Source organism: Sphingomonas sp. ERG5 (genome assembly GCF_000803065.1).
Taxonomy (GTDB): domain Bacteria; phylum Pseudomonadota; class Alphaproteobacteria; order Sphingomonadales; family Sphingomonadaceae; genus Sphingomonas.
This window is the reverse complement of the sequence record NZ_JSXI01000063.1, coordinates 1-16,427: the sequence shown is the minus strand read 5'-3', so window position 1 is coordinate 16,427 and position 16,427 is coordinate 1. Positions and strand designations below refer to the sequence as shown.

17 protein-coding genes are annotated in these 16,427 nt (G+C 65.0%); 6 read left to right on the top strand and 11 right to left on the bottom strand.

All coding sequences use genetic code 11. The features are described from left to right. Window positions 1-67: 67 nt before the first annotated feature. The 7 genes from OO12_RS19730 to OO12_RS19700 all read right to left on the bottom strand — a co-directional run bounded on the left by OO12_RS19730 (window position 68) and on the right by OO12_RS19700 (window position 7,235). Window positions 68-1,063, bottom strand: coding sequence for a type II secretion system F family protein (locus tag OO12_RS19730; RefSeq protein WP_034160458.1), 996 nt, complete (start codon window positions 1,061-1,063; stop codon window positions 68-70). A 17-nt stretch (window positions 1,064-1,080) separates the two neighbouring features. Then, window positions 1,081-2,055 carry a type II secretion system F family protein gene (locus tag OO12_RS19725; RefSeq protein ID WP_034160457.1) on the bottom strand — a complete coding sequence of 325 codons (975 nt, stop codon included), beginning with the start codon at window positions 2,053-2,055 and terminating at the stop codon, window positions 1,081-1,083. A 58-nt stretch (window positions 2,056-2,113) separates the two neighbouring features. After that, window positions 2,114-3,394 (bottom strand): AAA family ATPase, encoded by a 1,281-nt coding sequence (locus OO12_RS19720; RefSeq protein ID WP_034160456.1) that lies wholly within the window; start codon window positions 3,392-3,394, stop codon window positions 2,114-2,116. Window positions 3,395-3,397: 3 nt separating this feature from the next. After that, entirely contained in the window at window positions 3,398-4,033 is a 636-nt protein-coding gene (locus OO12_RS19715) for a CpaD family pilus assembly protein (RefSeq protein WP_034160455.1), read from the bottom strand. A 68-nt stretch (window positions 4,034-4,101) separates the two neighbouring features. Continuing rightward, on the bottom strand, window positions 4,102-5,676 hold the full coding sequence (locus tag OO12_RS19710) for a type II and III secretion system protein family protein (RefSeq protein WP_034160454.1): 1,575 nt from the start codon (window positions 5,674-5,676) through the stop codon (window positions 4,102-4,104). 1 nt (window position 5,677) lies between these two features. Further along, complete coding sequence (cpaB, locus tag OO12_RS19705; protein ID WP_034160453.1) at window positions 5,678-6,709, bottom strand: Flp pilus assembly protein CpaB; 1,032 nt, start codon at window positions 6,707-6,709, stop codon at window positions 5,678-5,680. A gap of 52 nt (window positions 6,710-6,761) precedes the next feature. Continuing rightward, window positions 6,762-7,235 (bottom strand): A24 family peptidase, encoded by a 474-nt coding sequence (locus tag OO12_RS19700; RefSeq protein WP_034160452.1) that lies wholly within the window; start codon window positions 7,233-7,235, stop codon window positions 6,762-6,764. A gap of 48 nt (window positions 7,236-7,283) precedes the next feature. Here OO12_RS19700 and OO12_RS19695 point away from each other — a divergent pair, with 48 nt between their 5' ends. The 3 genes from OO12_RS19695 to OO12_RS19685 are packed head-to-tail and all read left to right on the top strand — an operon-like array spanning window position 7,284 to window position 9,560. Further along, window positions 7,284-8,228: an alpha/beta fold hydrolase gene (locus OO12_RS19695; protein ID WP_034160451.1), complete on the top strand. Its 945-nt coding sequence runs from the start codon at window positions 7,284-7,286 to the stop codon at window positions 8,226-8,228. A 12-nt stretch (window positions 8,229-8,240) separates the two neighbouring features. Beyond that, window positions 8,241-9,335 carry an NAD(P)/FAD-dependent oxidoreductase gene (locus OO12_RS19690; RefSeq protein WP_034160450.1) on the top strand — a complete coding sequence of 365 codons (1,095 nt, stop codon included), beginning with the start codon at window positions 8,241-8,243 and terminating at the stop codon, window positions 9,333-9,335. Between the two features lie 48 nt (window positions 9,336-9,383). Further along, on the top strand, window positions 9,384-9,560 hold the full coding sequence (locus OO12_RS19685) for a YegP family protein (protein ID WP_082006694.1): 177 nt from the start codon (window positions 9,384-9,386) through the stop codon (window positions 9,558-9,560). A 17-nt stretch (window positions 9,561-9,577) separates the two neighbouring features. Here OO12_RS19685 and rnhA read toward each other — a convergent pair whose 3' ends face one another. Genes rnhA through ispH form a run of 3 tightly spaced genes read right to left on the bottom strand, consistent with a single transcriptional unit; the run spans window position 9,578 to window position 11,949 of the window. After that, a complete protein-coding gene (rnhA, locus tag OO12_RS19680; RefSeq protein ID WP_034160448.1) occupies window positions 9,578-10,039 on the bottom strand; it encodes a ribonuclease HI in 462 nt (153 codons plus the stop codon). Beyond that, window positions 10,036-10,992 (bottom strand): homoserine kinase, encoded by a 957-nt coding sequence (gene thrB, locus OO12_RS19675; protein ID WP_034160447.1) that lies wholly within the window; start codon window positions 10,990-10,992, stop codon window positions 10,036-10,038. The genes rnhA and thrB overlap by 4 nt, the downstream gene beginning before the upstream one ends. Continuing rightward, window positions 10,993-11,949: a 4-hydroxy-3-methylbut-2-enyl diphosphate reductase gene (ispH, locus tag OO12_RS19670; RefSeq protein ID WP_034160446.1), complete on the bottom strand. Its 957-nt coding sequence runs from the start codon at window positions 11,947-11,949 to the stop codon at window positions 10,993-10,995. It lies immediately after the preceding gene. 112 nt (window positions 11,950-12,061) lie between these two features. Here ispH and OO12_RS19665 point away from each other — a divergent pair, with 112 nt between their 5' ends. Further along, window positions 12,062-12,715 (top strand): hypothetical protein, encoded by a 654-nt coding sequence (locus tag OO12_RS19665; RefSeq protein WP_200887521.1) that lies wholly within the window; start codon window positions 12,062-12,064, stop codon window positions 12,713-12,715. Between the two features lie 31 nt (window positions 12,716-12,746). Here the strand turns inward: OO12_RS19665 and OO12_RS19660 are convergent, their stop codons facing one another. Next, complete coding sequence (locus tag OO12_RS19660) at window positions 12,747-13,667, bottom strand: LysR substrate-binding domain-containing protein (RefSeq protein WP_034160445.1); 921 nt, start codon at window positions 13,665-13,667, stop codon at window positions 12,747-12,749. Window positions 13,668-13,804: 137 nt separating this feature from the next. On the opposite strand from OO12_RS19660, the gene OO12_RS19655 reads away from it, so the two are divergent. Next, entirely contained in the window at window positions 13,805-16,072 is a 2,268-nt protein-coding gene (locus OO12_RS19655; protein WP_034160645.1) for a TonB-dependent receptor plug domain-containing protein, read from the top strand. Window positions 16,073-16,082: 10 nt separating this feature from the next. After that, the coding region (locus OO12_RS19650; RefSeq protein WP_034160444.1) for a hypothetical protein at window positions 16,083-16,427 on the top strand (345 nt) is incomplete at its 3' end.

Here is a 16,427-nt window from a genome sequence, read left to right as displayed (position 1 = left end):
CGCGATGCGTGTTGCGCCGGTAACGATCCTGACGAGTCAGGCGGTCGGGATCAAGCGTGTGCGGAGCCTAGATCCCGCTCTTGAACGCGTCGGAGATGGAGCATGCCGCCGGGCCGAGAATGACGACGAACAGCGTCGGCAGGATGAACAGGATCAGCGGCACGGTCATGATCGCGGGCAGGCGCGCGGCCTTTTCCTCGGCGCGCATCATGCGCTCATTGCGGAATTCGGCCGACAGCACGCGCAGCGCGGACGCCAGCGGCGTGCCGTATTTCTCGGTCTGCACCATGGTCGTCACCACGCCTTTGACGGCGTCCAGCTTGACTCGCATGGCGAGGTTCTCGAACGCCTGGCGGCGTTCGGCGAGAAAGCCGAGCTCGATCGCGGTCAGGGTGAATTCGTCGCCCAGCTCGGGATAGGCGCGGCCCAGTTCGCGCGACACGCGATGGAATGCGGCATCGACGGTCAGTCCCGCTTCGGCACAGATCACCAGCAGATCGAGCGCATCGGGCAAACCCTTGCGGATCGCATCGGAACGCTTGGTGATCTTGTTCTTGAGGAAGATGTCGGGCGCCTTGTAGCTCAGGATGAACGTGCCCGCGACGATGCCATAGCGTTTGATCGCGCTGTAGTCGGCGAACATGTCGGTGCCGTAGACGAGATAGAGCATCAGCCCGCCAAAGATGATCGGCAGGACCAGGCGGCCGAAAATGACCGCGACGGCATATTCCTTCGACCGGATGCCGGCCTGCATCAGCTTGATCTGCGCGGCCTTGACCTGGCTGTCCTGCAGCACCTGGAGCGACGACAGGATCGACCGGATCCGGTCGGTGGTGTGGTTCTTGGTGACCAGCTTGGCGCGGCGCTTGGTCGAGGCGGTGATGCCTGCCTTCAATTGCTCGCGGCGTTCGTTCAGCGCCTTGACGCGCTTGACCATCGGGTCGCGCACCGTCGTCGCCGCATAGATGGCGAGCATGACGGCGAACGCGGCGACGCCGGCGAGCAGCGTCGCCGCCATCATCACATCGACCCCGAGGATCGTTGGTCCAGCCGTGTCGCCCATGATGCCCGTATTCTTCCTTAAATCTCGAAGTTGATCATCTTGGCCATGATGAAGGCGCCGATCGCCATCCACAGCATCCCGCCGCCGCCGGCGACCATCAGTCGCTCGTCCTTGAAGAAGGTCTGCATATAGTTGCCGTTGATCATCCAGATCATGCCGAACACGATGAACGGCAGCGATCCGATGATGTAGGCGGATGCCTTGGATTCGGACGACATCGCCTTGATCTTGAGCTTCATCTGGCCGCGCATGCGCAGCACCGTGGCGAGATTGGCGAGTGTTTCCGCCAGATTGCCGCCGGTCTCGCGCTGAATCGCGATCGAGATGACGAAGAACTGGAATTCGGGCGTTCCGAGCCGGTCGGCGGTATCCTGCAACGCGACGTCGAGCGTGCGGCCGATCTTCATCTTGTCGGTGACCATGCGGAATTCGACGCCGACCGGGCCATGGACCTCGTTGCCGACCACCGCGATCGTCTCGGTGATCGGCAGGCCCGAACGCAGGCCGCGCACGAGCAGCTCGATCGCGTCGGGCAGCTTGGCGGTGAATTGCGCGATGCGGCGCTTGATGAAGAAACCGACGACCATATGAGGGATGCCCGCGCCGAGCACCACGCCAAGCAGCAGCGACAAGGCCAGGGGCAGGCCCTGGAGCCAGAGCAGGGCGCTGACCACGACCAGGATGCCGACCGTCGCCATGCCATATTGGCCGAGCGTCCAGGGCTTGCCGGTCATTGCCAGACGCTTCTTCAGCACGGCGGGGCGCGGCAGGAAGCGCATCGCCACGCCGTCCATCCGCGTGTCGCGATTGGCGGTGATACGGCGCATCTGCGCTTCGACCGCGACATTGGTCGAGTCGCTGTGACGGGCGCGCACCGTCGACAGGCGGCGCGCCTGGGCACGCTCCGCCGAAGGCCCGGAAAAGGCGAAGGCGATGAGCAACAGGACGACCACGGCGCCCCCGCCCAGCATGATGATTGGCGTCAATTCCATGACGGTATCAAGCGCTCCGCTTGGTTACGATCCGGTCAATCGACCGGCCCGCAACGGTTTATTTTTTTCGTTTCGGCATCATCGATTTGAAATCGCCGAACTTGCCCATCAGTGACGTGCCCTTGGCGACCGCTTTCTTGGCCGGGGCATTTTCCGCCGCCGCATCGCCTGCGCCCATCAGCTTCATGGCGAGATCGACGATCGGTGCGACGGTTTTCGACCCCTTGCCGGCTTCCGCCAATGGCTTGCCGAGCTTGGCCGATTGCGCCGCGATCTTCTGGTCGAAGGCGACCAGGAAATCGATGCGGCGTTCGATCGAGCCTTCGAAATCCTTGCGGCTGATCTCGAGCTGCGCGTTGGCATGGACACGGTTGGCGACGACGAAGACCTGAGTCTGTGGCGCGTTCGATTTCAACCAGGACAGGATGCGGATCGAATCGCGCGCGGCGGCAAGCGTCAGCTCGGTTACCACGACGGCGATCTGCACATCGGTGATCAGGTGCGGATGGAGCACCAGCATGTTGCGCGGCAGATCGACCACGGTGCACTCGAACGCCGAGCGCATTTCCTCCTGCAACTGGTAGAAGGCGGCGCCGTCGGTCAGCACCGGCGAGTTGATCGGCGCTTCCGCCGACAGCACGGACAGCGTGTCGCTCGACTTGACCATGGCGCGTTCGATGAACAGGCCGTCGATGCGGCTGGGATTCTCGATCGCGTCGGTCAGGCCGCGGCCCGGCTCCAGGTCGAGCGTCAGCGCGCCGGTGCCGAAATGCACGTCGAGGTCGAGCAGCGCCGTGTTGCGCTTGCCCTTCTCGCTCAGCACCCAGGCGACCGACGTGGCGATGGTCGAAGCGCCGACCCCGCCACGCGCACCGATCACCGCGGTCGAGCAATGCGGCCGTTCGGCCGAGGCATCGGCCACCTTGGGCGCATTGAGCATGGTCTGCGCATGGGTGAAGGCCTCGCGCAGCATATCGGGGCTGAGTGGCTTCAGCAGGTAATCCTGGATCCCGCTGACCACCAGGTCGCGGTACAGGCGCACGTCATTGACCTGGCCGGCGGCGATCACGACCGTGCCGGGCTCGCACACTTCGGCGAGCGCGTTGATGTCGTTGAGCGGGTCGCCCGATTCGGACAGATCGACGAACAGGATCTGCGGGCTCGCGGAGACCGAGAGCGACTGGACCGCATTGCGCAGCCCGCCCTTGTTCACCTTTTCGGGCGCCCAGCCCATTTCGACGACGACCGGACGGATCGATTCAGCCGTGGTCTCGTCGCAGACATAGGCGACGAAGGGTTCGCGGTGCCCGACGCGACCGGGGTTGAAGGGTGCGTTCATGACTTAATTGCTCCCGCCGCTTTTACCCTGGCTGGTACCGACGCTGATCGGTGCCTTGCGATAGGCGTCGATCGCCTTGGTCGACGACGCCGGATCGGTGACGTCCGCGCCCGGCTGTCCGCGGACCAGATCGACCGGGTTGGCGACCATCGCGGCGATGTTCGAATTGATCGAGCAGCCCTGGTTGGACGATGTGTTGCTTTCGAATTCGGGCTGGCTGACGCGGCTGAAGTCGGGGCATCCGGGAACCTTGGCGCGCATCCGGCTGACCACCACGCGGACCATGCCCGGCTGTACCGGCGCGCCGGTGATCGGAGCATCGTCGGACAGCAACAGACCATAGCGGGAGATTTGCGACTGCACGTCGTCGCGAACGCCATTGCCCGAAGGATTGGGGTCGTCGATCGCGACACGGTCGCCATAGCCGAGATGCAGCGATCGCATCCATCCGCCGAGGCGCTGTGCCTCGCCGTCGGCCAGGCCGTTGCCGTTGGTGCTTGCGTCGAACACGAGATCGGTACGGCTGACGACCGGCTGATGGACCGATTCGAGACCACGGTTCTTCGTGCCGGTGCTGCACGCCCCCACCAGCAGGGCCGGAGCGAGGGTCGATGCGATCAGGATACTGCGCTTGAACATGGTTCTATCCCTTTGGGGCTCATCTCTTCTTGGCCGGTCATTTTTGGCCCGTCGCTGTTTGAACATGGTCAGTTGAGGCTGAAGCCGGGCGCGACGGCCGCGCCCTTCTTGGCCTTTGCGGGTGGCGGGGCCTTTTCTTCGCGGCGGTCCTCGGCGCGGGGTGCGGGGAGGACGGGCGCCGCGGCGCCAAAGGATGGAGTCGCCCCTTCATCCGGGGCCATGCGCGGCTTGGGTCGGTCACCGCCGGTGATGCCGCCGCTGAGCTCGCCCATGAAGACCCGCCCGAGATCGGTCGGCGCCTTATAGCCGTCGGTCGGCAGGACGATGGAATTCGCATCGACCGGCTTGACCAGATACGGGGTGATCACGATCACCAATTCGGTCTCGTTGCGCTTGAAGCCGTTCGACCGGAACAGCGCGCCAAGCACTGGCACATCGCCCAGGCCCGGGGTCTTGTCGATCGAGTTGTCATGGCTGTTCTGCAGCAGCCCGGCGATCATGAAGCTCTGGCCGGAACCGAGTTCGACCGTTGTTTCCGCGCGCCGCGTGCTGATCGCCGGGATGGTCGTCCCGTTCAGCTGCACCGCGCCCGCCGAGGTGAGCTGCGACACTTCGGGACGCACCCGGAGCGAGATGCGCCCGTCCGCGAGCACGATCGGCGTGTAGGACAGGCTGATGCCATATTGCTTATATTCGACCGACACCGCGCCCAGCCCCTGGCTGATCGGGATCGGGATCTCGCCACCGGCCAGGAACGTGCCGGTCTCGCCCGACAGGGCGGTCAAATTCGGATTGGCCAGCGTCGAAACCTGTCCGAGCGTTTCACCCAGATCGAGCGATGCGAGCAAATCGACGCCAAGCAGACGCCCGGCCGCCCCGATCGTGGAACCCATGCCAAGCGCGGGTGGGAATTTCACGATCGTCTGGCCCGGAAGAGCGCCATTGGCGTCGACCGTGCCGCTGCCGATAACGCCCGGCGCGGTCGCGATCGATCCCTGACGACCCTGGGCGAGCCCGAACAGGAAGCCACCCTTGTCACGCGTAGTCAGATTGACGCCGATATTCTTGACGAAACTGCGGCTGACCTCGGCGAACTTGACCTGCAGATTGACCTGCAGCGGCGTCGCGTTGCGCAGGCGGCTGATCACCTTGGTGTTGTCGCCGACAAAGGCCTGAACCAGCCGCTCCGCTTCGGCGCCGTCCGCTGGCGTGGCGACGGTGCCGGTCAGCAGGATCAGGCCGTTCATCGGGGTCGCCACGATATGCGCTTCGGGCATGGCGAGGTTCAGCATCTGCTGGATCGAATCGAAATTGTTGCCGACCCGGACCGTGGCGGAATAGACCACCGCGCCCGCCTTGTTGGTGGCGGAGATGGTGGTCTCGCCCGCCGTCTTGCCGAACACGTAGATTTGCGTGGCCGAGCGGACCTGTACGTCAGCAATCGAATCGCTGGCGACGAACACGTCGCTCATTGGCCGGGCGAGCGTGATCAGCCGGCCTCGACCGGTGTTGACCTGCAGCACGGGTGCGGCGGCGGCGGCGGCGGCGGTCTGGGCCGGGGCGGGCGCGGAAGCGCCGCCAACGGTTGCCGCGACAAGAGCGGCGGCCAGCGGCCAGCCGATCGGCGTGAGCGCGATACGCATGTTACTTCTTCCCCCCGACCGGAACTTCGGTCACGTTGTTACCGCGTGCGACGCGCACGACCGGGCCGTGCACGGCGGCGACCGGAAAACTCCCCGCCGGCACCGCGCCCCCCGGCGCTCCCGGCATCATGCTGGTTTCTGCGGCCTTGCCGGGCACGGTGCGGCGCTGGAAGCGCGACACATCGGCACCGACGGCGAATGTGTTGTTGCCGGTGGCGGGCTGGCTCGCAAGCTTCAGCATCATCGCCTTCTCGGCCTTGGGATCGTCGGTTTCCGGGACCTTGATGTCCCCGCTGGCGATCGCCTGTTCGAGTTCGGAATTATTGTCGGCGATCGAACGCAGCGACAGCGACAGCGCGCCCAGCGTCTGTGCGACGGCGATCTGTTCGGCGATCTTGGGCGTCGCCTCGATCGTCACGTTGGAAAAGGTGCGGACCACGGTCTTGCCGTCTTCGCCGGTGGTGTTGTCGGTGCGCTGGTCCGTCGCGAGGACGCGCAGGTTGCGCATGATCGTCTCGGACGCCTTGAGCGGCGGGCCATCGCCACCACCGGGAACTGTCTGGGTCAGGATCAGGTCGATGCGGTCGCCCGGGAACACGAAGCCGGCAACGCCGGTCTGGACCGAAATCGGAATGGTCACGGCGCGCATGCCGGCGCCGAGGGCCGCCGCCAGGAAGCCGCGGTCGCCGGGCTTGACCAGCGCGCCTTGCGTCACCGGCTGCCCCGCCGTGATCGCATTGCGCACGACCGTGCCCTGCAACGCCTTCAGGTCGGTGTCGGCCTTGATGTAATAGGCGTTCTCGACCAGCTCCTTGGGCCAGGGCTGAAACTTCAGCGCCGTCGCGTCGAGGATGGTGCCGACCGGTAATGCGCGCGTCGCCACCAGCACTTCCGGTCCATCGACCGGCGCGGCCACCGTCGCTGCACCGGCGACAGGCGCAGGGCTGCCCGTGATCAGGCTGCGCGCCATGAACGCGGTGATGGCGGCGACGATCAATGCACCCACCAGCAGGACGATCTTACGGGTATCCATAACGCTTCGGACCTTTTCGAGCGCGGATCACGGTCGATCCGGCGTTAATCATTCACAGAAACTGGTTAAAAATCGGTTCGCGAACTGTAATGAGGGCGGCGATCGCGATCGCGACGCCGTAAGGGATCTCCGGCGACCCCGGCTTTTTGCGGACGCGCTGCTCGATCAGCAGCAGTAAAGTCAGCGCGCCGCCGACCAGCGACATGATGATCAGCATCGATGCGAGCGGAACGAGCGGGAACCACAAGGCGAGCGCGCCGATCATCTTGACGTCGCCGCCGCCCATCTGACCGAAATGGAACGCGATGTAGAACAGCGTGAACACGATCAGAGCCAGGCCGATCTGAGTCGCCATGTCGGGCCAGATCGCGAGGCCGTTCACCCACCACCAGAGCGGGGCGAGCAGCGCGATCGTGATGTTCTTCCAATCGGCGATTTCACGGTGGCGCAAATCCTCGATCCCGGCGGAAACAAGGAGCAGCGCCAGTGCGCCGAGCAGCGAAGCAATCGGAATTCCCCAACCCATAAGGGAATTCCCTAGACGGCATGGCTTTCCAAAAAGTAACGATTGCCAATGGATTCACCTCAATCGTATCGCCGCGCGATTCCGCCGGGTGCCGGCATCACCCATTGGCAGGGCCCCGATGGCTGGGAATTCCGCCGTTTCGACTGGCCCGCAGCGGGCGCAACCAAGCGCGGCAGCATATTATTCGAGGGCGGACGCGGCGATATTTTCGAAAAATATCTTGAGGTTTTCGCGCATTGGCATGCCCAGGGCTGGTCGATCACGTCGCTCGACTGGCGCGGACAGGGCGGATCGGGGCGGGTGTCGCCCGATTCTCATGTCGGCCATATCGAGGATTTCGGCACCTATATCGCCGACTTCGCCGCCTTTTGGGCCGAATGGCAGCAAGCGGCTGTCGGCCCGAAGATATTGATGGGCCATTCGATGGGCGGGCATTTGATCCTGCGCGCGATGATCGAGGGTGTTGCGAAACCTGATGCGGCGGTCCTGGTTGCGCCGATGCTTGGCCTGCACAGCCCGCTTGGCGCGCGGCTGGGTGAGCGGATGGCGAAATTCCTCGGTGGCGTCGGCAATTCGGCGCGACCGGCGTGGAAGGGCAATGAGCGCCCAGCAACGACCGTGACGCGCCAGGCGCTGCTGACTCATGACCGCGCGCGGTACGATGACGAAATCTTCTGGCAGCGGACCAAGCCCGAATTGCTGCTCGGCCCACCAAGCTGGCGCTGGGTGATGCAGGCATTCGAATCGACCCGGCGCCAGCGCGACGACCCGCGATTGAAGACCATGACCGTGCCGACATTGCTCATCGTCGCGGAGGCCGACAAGCTGGTGAACCCGAAGGCGGCGTTGCAGGTTGCGGGCAAGCTGCCCGATGTGCGCGTGGTACGTTTCGGCCGGGAATCGTCGCATGAGGTGCTGCGCGAGGGCGATGCGGTGCGCAATCGCGCGATCGGTGAGATCGACCTCTTCCTCGCGGCGCGCGCCCGGGCCTGAAACGAACCGCGCATGGACCGCTACGACATCGCCATTGTCGGCGCAGGGATTGCCGGTGCGAGTCTGGCCGCCGCCGTGGCGCCGCACGCGTCGGTCGTCCTGATCGAGGCCGAGGATACGCCCGGCTATCATTCGACCGGGCGATCCGCTGCCTTCTGGTCCGAAACCTATGGCGGTCCCGGCATCCAGCCGCTGACCACCGCATCCGGCCCCGCGCTTCGTGATGGCGGCTTTCTCGATCCGCTCGGATCGCTCCATATCGGCCGTGCCGAGGATGAAACGGCGATCCAGGCCTTGCTGGCCCGGTTCGCGGGAACCAGCGTCCCGCTCGTCGCGGTCGATCCCGCCGGATTGATCCCGGGCCTGCGTCCCGACTGGACATTGGGTGTGCTGGAGGCGAGCACCAACTATATCGATGTCGGTGCGCTCCATGGCGATTTTCTCGCTCGCGCACGGCGGGCGGGGGCCATGCTGAGGCTGTCGGCGCCGTTGCGCAGCGCCGTACGGCTGGCCGATGGCTGGCAGGTCGAGGCAGGCGCGCAGCCGCTCAACGCGACCGTCCTGGTCAATGCCGCCGGCGCCTGGGTGGACCAGGTGGCGGCGATCGCCGGTGTCGCGCCGATCGGTATCAAGGCCTATCGCCGCACCATCGCGCAATTGCGGATCGATGCCGTCACGCCGGCGGACATGCCGATGGTCGCCGATATTGCCGGGCGCTTCTACTTCAAGCCGGAAGGGGCCGGGAGACTCTGGCTCAGCCCGCATGACGAAACCCTGGTCGACCCGGGCGATGTCGCGCCCGAGGAACTCGATGTGGCGATCGCGATCGACCGATTCGAACAGGTGGTCGATTGGCGTATCGCGGCGGTCGAGCATAAATGGGCCGGGCTGCGCAGCTTCGCGCCCGACCGGCTGCCGGTCTATGGTTTCGATCCCGTCGTGCCGGGCTTTTTCTGGTGTGCGGGGCAGGGCGGTTTCGGCATCCAGACCGCACCGGCCGCCGCCGCGCTGGCCGCGGCGCTGTTGCTCGGCCGCGCACCCGACCCGATCGTCGCGGCGATCGATCCTGCGGCGTACGCGCCCGGCCGTTTCAGACCGCTGGCGTAACGGGATTTTTGCGCTTAACCTGAATTAGTCCAACGATGGAGGATGACCATGGCGCACAAGTTCGAGATCTATAAGGACAAGGCTGGCGAATTCCGCGTTCGCTTCAAATATAACAGCGAAGTGATGTTCTCGACCGAAGGCTATTCGAGCAAGGCATCCGCCGAGAATGCGATCGACTCGATCAAGAAGAACGGCCCGGGCGCGCCGACCGAAGACAATAGCTGAAGCTGAAGAGCTAAAGCCTAGCCTTTGCGCGCGGCATCGGCCGCGTCGCTTGCCAGCCGGTCGGCCCGCTCATTGTCGGGGTGACCGGCATGGCCCTTTACCCATACCCATTCGATGCGGTGCGGCTTGGCGGCGTCAAGCAATTCCTGCCAGAGATCGGCATTCTTGACCGGCTTCTTGTCAGCGGTCTTCCAGCCATTACGCTGCCAGCCCTTGATCCATTTGGTCAGGCCATCCATCACATAGCGGCTGTCGGTCGACAGTGTGACCAGGCACGGCCGGGTCAGCGCGTTCAGCCCCCGGATCGCCGCGGTCAATTCCATCCGGTTATTGGTGGTCAGCTTCTCGCCGCCGGACAATTCCTTTTCCTTGCCGCCCGACCGAATCAGCGCACCCCAGCCGCCAGGCCCCGGATTGCCCTTGCACGCGCCATCAGTGGCGATCTCGACTCGCGTCATCTCAGTCTTGGTATCAGTCATGCGAAAAGCGTCGCGCCTTCTGCCTCATAGGCGTTGAGCCGGCGCAGATAGGCCAGCGGATCCTTGCGCGTGACCAGCGCATCGGCGGGCGTATTGAGCCAGTCCCAGGCGCGCGTCAGCAGGAAACGGATGCACGCGCCACGCGCAAGCACCGGCAGCGCCGCACGTTCGGCATCGCTCAAGGGGAAGCGCGAAGCATAACCCTCGACCAGTGCCGGCCCGATGTCGCGATCGGCCATGATACCATGCGCATCGAACGCCCAGGCGCTGTGCATTACCGCCAGGTCCCAGGCCCGGATATCGGTGCAGGCGAAATAGAAATCGATCAGCCCGCTGACCTGATCACCGAGCATCAGGACATTGTCGGGAAACAGATCGGCATGGATCGCCGCACGTTGCAGATCGTGCGGCCATTCGGTCAATACGCGGGCCAGCGCCGTATCGACATGGTCGAACAGGCCTGGCTCGATCGTATCGAGATCGCGCCCGCAGCGGGCCAGCAAAACTGCCCAGTCGTCCGGGCCAAGGCTATTGGGCCGTGCACCGGTGAAGTCGGTCAGCGACTCATGCATCCGCCCCATGGCAGCCCCGGCCGCAACGGCCTGCGCCCGTGTCGGGTGCGATATGGAGACGCCGGGCAGGAATTCGATCAGGCATGCCGGCCGACCCTCGAGTTGCTGGATCGCGACGCCTGACCGGTCGGTCAGCGCGCGCGGCACCGGATTGCCGCGTTCCGCGAGATGATCGAGCATCGCGAGGAAGAAGGGCAGATCGCCTTCGTTCACACGCTTCTCGTACAGGGTCAGGATAAATCGGCCGCTCGTCGTATCGACCATATAGTTGCTGTTCTCGACACCCTCGGCGATGCCCTTGGCCGAGACGAGTTCGCCATGATCATAGCGCGCGAGGAAACCGGTCAGCGCTTCGGCTGACACATGCGTATAGACGGCCATTCAGGCGGCCGCTTCGAGGCCGCGGGGGAGCTTGAACGAGACGGTTTCGCGATTGGTTTCGACTTCCTGCTCGTCAATCGTGAAACGCTGGCTCAGTCGTTCGACCAGTTCGCGTACCAATATCTCGGGAGCCGAGGCGCCCGCGGTGATGCCCAGTGTCGTCACGCCCGCGAGAAAGCCGAAGTCGAGATCGTCGGCGCGCTGGATCAGCCGCGCCGGCGTGCCCTCGCGCTCGGCGACTTCCACCAGCCGCACCGAATTCGACGAATTGGGGGCGCCGATCACCAGCATCGCGTCGCACATCGACGCGATCGACTTGACCGCCGCCTGGCGATTCGACGTCGCGTAGCAGATGTCGTCGGGGCGCGGCGTCTGGATGGCGGGGAAGCGGCGCTGCAGGGTCGCCACGACATCGGCCGTATCGTCGACCGACAAGGTGGTTTGAGTCAGAAAGGCGATGTTGGTCGGGTCGGCGGGCGCGAAATTCTCGGCATCGGCGACATCCTCGATCAGCGTCATCGCGCCTTCGGGGACTTGTCCGAACGTACCGATCACTTCGGGATGGCCGGCATGGCCGATGAACACGATATGCCGGCCCGCCGCAACGAGCCGTTCGGCCTGGCGATGCACTTTCGACACCAATGGGCACGTCGCATCGAGATAGGTCAGGCCGCGATCCTGTGCTGCGGTCGGCACGGATTTCGGCACGCCATGCGCGGAGAACACCACCGGCACGCCTTCGGGAACCTCGTCGAGTTCTTCGACGAAGATCGCGCCCTTGGCGCGCAGCGTGTCGACGACATATTTGTTGTGGACGATCTCGTGCCGGACATAGACCGGTGTGCCATGCTTCTCGATCGCGAGTTCGACAATGCGGATCGCACGATCGACGCCGGCACAAAAACCGCGCGGAGCCGCGATCAGCAGTTGCAGGGCAGGCTTTTCCGGGATGCTCATGTGGCGTGGCTCTACGCGATTGCTTGCGCGGGCGAAAGCCGGTTCCTATGGTGACGGCATTTCCGGGGCCGGCATGCGAGTGTCATGGCCCCTTCCTTGTGATAAGGTGCGTATGCCCGTGACAGCCCCGAAAATCGTCCTTCCCGTCATTGCGCTGTTGCTGGTCGGCGGCTGTGCCAAAAAGGGCGACATCGACCTGACGGGCGGCGTCGGCATCACCGCGGTCCGCTCGGCCTGTCCGACGGTCGGTATTCCGGCCGCGACCGGTGACGTCACCCTGTTCGATCCGCCGGCCAGCCGCGATGCGTCGGCGATCGACGTGACCGCATCGATGACCAATGTGCGTTCAACCTGTGCCGATGCGACCAATGATATCGTCACCAGCGTGACGTTTGAGGTCCGCGCCAGCCGCGTCCGCGCCGATGCGCCGCGCGATGTGACGCTCCCCTATTTCATCACCGTGGTGCGGGGTGGCACCGCCGTCATCGCCAAGCGGATCGGGCACGTGAACCTGCACTTCGACGCCGGCCAGACCCGCGCCTCGGCCACGGGTGAGGGCAGCTCGATCATCGCGCGCAGTGCCGCGACGCTGTCCGATGAGGTGAAGCAGAAGCTCACCCAGAAGCGCAAGGCCGGCGACAACGACGCTGCGGTTGATCCGTTGACCGCGCCGGAGATTCGCCAGGCGGTGCAGCGCGCGACCTTCGAGGCGCTGGTCGGCTTCCAACTGACCGACGATCAGCTGAAATATAACGCCACGCGTTGATCGATGCGGTGGCGTCTTGCTGGATCAAATTCTAGCAGGGCGCGCCAGCCGCATACCAGCGATCATAGCGCGTCACCGATGCGCCGGCCTCGGCGCTGAGCCATTCCCTCAGGACATGGACGTGGGGCCGCGAGCGCAAATCGGCGCTGGCATAATGAAGGCTATAGCATTGGTCGGTGGGAAGCCGCAGGTGCGCAAAGGCAACCAGCCGCTCATCGGCCAGGAAGCGCTCCGAGACCATGGGTGTCGCCAGCGCCACGCCCAGCCCGGAAGCCGCCGCTTCATTCTTGAGCTGGTTGGTATCATAGCTGGCGATGACCGCGGGTGGCGGGCCGCGATAGCCGGCCTTGTGCAGCCAGTGCCGCCACAGCCCGGCATTGGCCCGCACTTCGATCAGCGGCTGTTCGGCCAGGTCGGCGAGCGTTCGGGGCGCTGAGCCATTATCGGTCAGCCGTGGCGCGATGACCGGCACCGCGTCGAGATTGGCGATTACATCGACCAGCGGCTTCCGGTCGGCCGTCGGCCCGCCCCACAGCGCGATGTCGGCCATTTGTGTGCGCAGGCAGTCCGGATCGCGCGATACGACAAGGTCGAGCTCGATGCCGGTTTCCGACAGGAGCCTCGGCAGCCGCGGCATCAACCATTCGGCGGCCAGCGAATGGGAGGTCGCCATGCGCAGCATATGGTCGCTCCCGGTCTGACGCAGCGAACGGGTCGCGTGCAGGATCGTTTCGATCGCTGGCCCGATATCGGCCAGATATCGCGCGCCATCCGCACTCAGGAATGTCGCTGAGCTGGTGCGCTCGAACAGCTGCCGCCCAGCAAAGCGCTCGAGCAGCTGGATACGCCGGGAAAAGGCCGAAGGACTGAGTGCGAGCGCGGTGGCGGCGGCGCGGAAACTGCGCGATTTCGCCGCGACGAGAAACGCTTCGACGGCTTCCAGCGGGGGCATTTGACGCAACATGCAGACCAATTAACACGCTCCCGTGACGGTTCCGTTGCGTCGCACGCAACGCGACGTGCGGCTCTGCGCGATACCGGCCCCGATCGCCCTGCGCTTATGGACCGCGCAGAAATCGGGGGTTGATCATGCGTTTGACGTTCATCACTATGTTGCTCGCCGCTTCAGCGGCGACGCCGGCATTTGCGCAAGAGGCGGAGGAAGCCGACATTCTCGTCGTCGGCACGCGCTCCTCGGGCCGGCTGGTCACGGAATCGCCATCGCCGGTCGATGTGTTCAGCAGCGATGACCTGCAGGCGCGGGGGCTGACCGATCTCAACCGCGCGCTGCAATATCTCGCGCCGTCGTTCAATTATCCCCGCACCGCGACGGGCCCGTCCGGCGCCAACACGCGCGCGGCGACCTTGCGCGGGCTGGCGCCAGACCAGGTGCTTGTGCTGGTCAATGGCAAGAGATGGCATTTGTCGTCAGTGCTCAATTTCAACAATGTCGTCGGGCGCGGATCGGTGCCCGTCGATCTTGGCGCCATTCCGGTCTCGGCGATCGAGCGGATCGAGATCCTGCGCGACGGCGCCGCGGCGCAATATGGCTCGGATGCGATCGCGGGCGTGATCAACATCACGCTGCGCTCATCCGCCAGCGGTGGCTCCGCCAGCGTTCAATCGGGCGTCACCGAAAAGGGCGACGGCCGGACTTTGGTCGCGGCGCTCAACCATGGCTTTGCGATCGGGCAGGGCGGGTCGCTCAACCTGACTGCCGAGCTGCGCGATCGCGGTGCGACCAACCGTGCCGGCGTGGACAGTCGTTATGGCCGCATCACCAGTGAACAAGGCGACCCCAAGTCGCTCGACATCAATCTGGCGGGCAGCTTCCGTCTGCCGATCGGGGCCGTCGAACTCTATGCTCAGGGCATTTACGATCATCGCCGCTCGACCAGTCCGGCGCAGTATCGCGCGCCAACGATCGCGCCCGCCTTTTATCCGCAAGGATTCGTGCCGCATATTCGCGTGAACCTTGACGATGCCGGCGGATCGGTCGGCGTTTCGGGGGATGTGGATGGCTGGCGCTTCGATCTCAGCGACACGATGGGTCTGAGCGACGCGAGCTTCAATGTCTTCGACACGGTGAACACGTCGCTCGGCGCGGCAAGCCCGCGCGCCTTTGCCGGTGGCGGCGCGCGCTATTTTCAGAATGTCGCGAACCTGGACATCAGCCGGAAGATCGATCTTGCCGCCGGCCTGAACCTCGCCGCGGGCGTCGAGCATCGCCATGAGACCTTCAAGCTCCGCCCGGGCGAGCCGGGTTCCTATACCGGCGCGGGCGCACAGGGGTTTCCCGGCTATAACCCGCCCATTCCGGTCGATGAAAGCCGCAGCGCCTGGAGCTTCTATGGCGATCTCGAGCTGAGCCCGATCCGGCACATGACCCTGGGCGCCGCCGTGCGCCATGAGCGTTACAGCGACTTCGGCAATGCGACGACCGGCAAGCTGAGCTTCTTCTACCAGCCGGTGGACCTGATCGCGCTGCGGGCGACCGCGTCGACCGGGTTTCGCGCGCCATCGCTGCAGCAGCAATATTTCAGCACGGTCACCAGCCAGTCGAGCGGCGGGGTATTGGTCAATATCGGCACCTTCGCGGTTTCCGATCCCGTGGCGATCGCGCTTGGCGCTTCCCCCTTGCGCAGGGAGCGGTCGCGCAATCTCAGCGGCGGCATCGTGCTCAAGCCGTTCGCCGGCTTCGTCCTGTCCGCCGATCTCTTCCATATCGAGATCGCCGACCGCATCGCGCTCAGCGAGACGCTGAGCGGCGCGGCGGTCACCGCCATCCTGAAGGCGGCGGGCATCACCAATGCCTCGCAGGCGCGCTTCTTCACCAATGCGCTCGACACCACCACCAGGGGGTATGAGATCACCGCCGACTGGACCCGGCGCTTCGGCGGCATTCGCGCCAATGTGACCGCCAGCTATGCGCATGTCGACACCAGGGTGGATCGCCTGGCGGTCAATCGCGTGATTCCCGCGCTGCCGCTGCTCGGTGGACCCGCGTTGCAATTGCTCACCGTCGCGCAACCCAAGGACAAGCTTGCCCTTGCCGCGCGGATCGATGCCGGCGCTTTCGGCTTGAGCGCCGCGCTGGTCCGGTTCGGATCGTTCACCACCACGTCGGTGCTGACCCCGCAGACTTATGGCGCGGTGACGTCGATCGATCTCACCGCCGAACTCAAGGTCGCCGAACGCTTCCGCTTCGGCATTGGCATCCTGAACCTGACCAATGCCTATCCCGACAAGACCGTTGAGCGTGCCCTGACTCAGGGCGGCGGGCTGCTTTACCCCGAAGCGGGCGCGATCGGCACCAATGGCCGCGAGTTCTTCGCGCGCGCCACCATGACCTTTTGAAGGACCCGGGATGAGATCGCTGTTCGCACCGCTGCTGGTCGTCGCCATCGTCGCGCCATCCGCGCCCGCTCAGGCCTGGAGCAGGCCGGGGCATATGGTGGCCGCGGCGATCGCGTATGACGAACTGATGCGTGACGACCCGGCGGTGGTCGCGGAGATGCTGCGGCTGCTTGCCGCGCATCCGGATCCTGGTCCCTTTCAGGTGGCGATCGATCGCGCCGAGGGTGCGGAGCGCGACCGGCGCCGGTTCCTGGAAATGGCGCGCTGGCCCGATGATGTGCGCGGCGGCGCGCAGGATCATCCGACCTGGCATTACCGGATGCGGGCCGTGACTCAAGGCGGGGCGGGCGTGAAG

Coding starts and splice junctions, on each gene's coding strand:
- OO12_RS19695 (WP_034160451.1), top strand. CDS start 7,284: ATGGATTCACCTCAATCGTATCGCCGCGCGATTCCGCCGGGTGCCGGC.
- OO12_RS19720 (WP_034160456.1), bottom strand. CDS start 3,394: ATGAACGCACCCTTCAACCCCGGTCGCGTCGGGCACCGCGAACCCTTC.
- thrB (WP_034160447.1), bottom strand. CDS start 10,992: ATGGCCGTCTATACGCATGTGTCAGCCGAAGCGCTGACCGGTTTCCTC.
- OO12_RS19665 (WP_200887521.1), top strand. CDS start 12,062: ATGCCCGTGACAGCCCCGAAAATCGTCCTTCCCGTCATTGCGCTGTTG.
- OO12_RS19655 (WP_034160645.1), top strand. CDS start 13,805: ATGCGTTTGACGTTCATCACTATGTTGCTCGCCGCTTCAGCGGCGACG.
- ispH (WP_034160446.1), bottom strand. CDS start 11,949: ATGAGCATCCCGGAAAAGCCTGCCCTGCAACTGCTGATCGCGGCTCCG.
- OO12_RS19730 (WP_034160458.1), bottom strand. CDS start 1,063: ATGGGCGACACGGCTGGACCAACGATCCTCGGGGTCGATGTGATGATG.
- cpaB (WP_034160453.1), bottom strand. CDS start 6,709: ATGGATACCCGTAAGATCGTCCTGCTGGTGGGTGCATTGATCGTCGCC.
- OO12_RS19710 (WP_034160454.1), bottom strand. CDS start 5,676: ATGCGTATCGCGCTCACGCCGATCGGCTGGCCGCTGGCCGCCGCTCTT.
- OO12_RS19715 (WP_034160455.1), bottom strand. CDS start 4,033: ATGTTCAAGCGCAGTATCCTGATCGCATCGACCCTCGCTCCGGCCCTG.
- OO12_RS19725 (WP_034160457.1), bottom strand. CDS start 2,055: ATGGAATTGACGCCAATCATCATGCTGGGCGGGGGCGCCGTGGTCGTC.
- OO12_RS19685 (WP_082006694.1), top strand. CDS start 9,384: ATGGCGCACAAGTTCGAGATCTATAAGGACAAGGCTGGCGAATTCCGC.
- OO12_RS19690 (WP_034160450.1), top strand. CDS start 8,241: ATGGACCGCTACGACATCGCCATTGTCGGCGCAGGGATTGCCGGTGCG.
- rnhA (WP_034160448.1), bottom strand. CDS start 10,039: ATGACTGATACCAAGACTGAGATGACGCGAGTCGAGATCGCCACTGAT.
- OO12_RS19660 (WP_034160445.1), bottom strand. CDS start 13,667: ATGCCCCCGCTGGAAGCCGTCGAAGCGTTTCTCGTCGCGGCGAAATCG.
- OO12_RS19700 (WP_034160452.1), bottom strand. CDS start 7,235: ATGGGTTGGGGAATTCCGATTGCTTCGCTGCTCGGCGCACTGGCGCTG.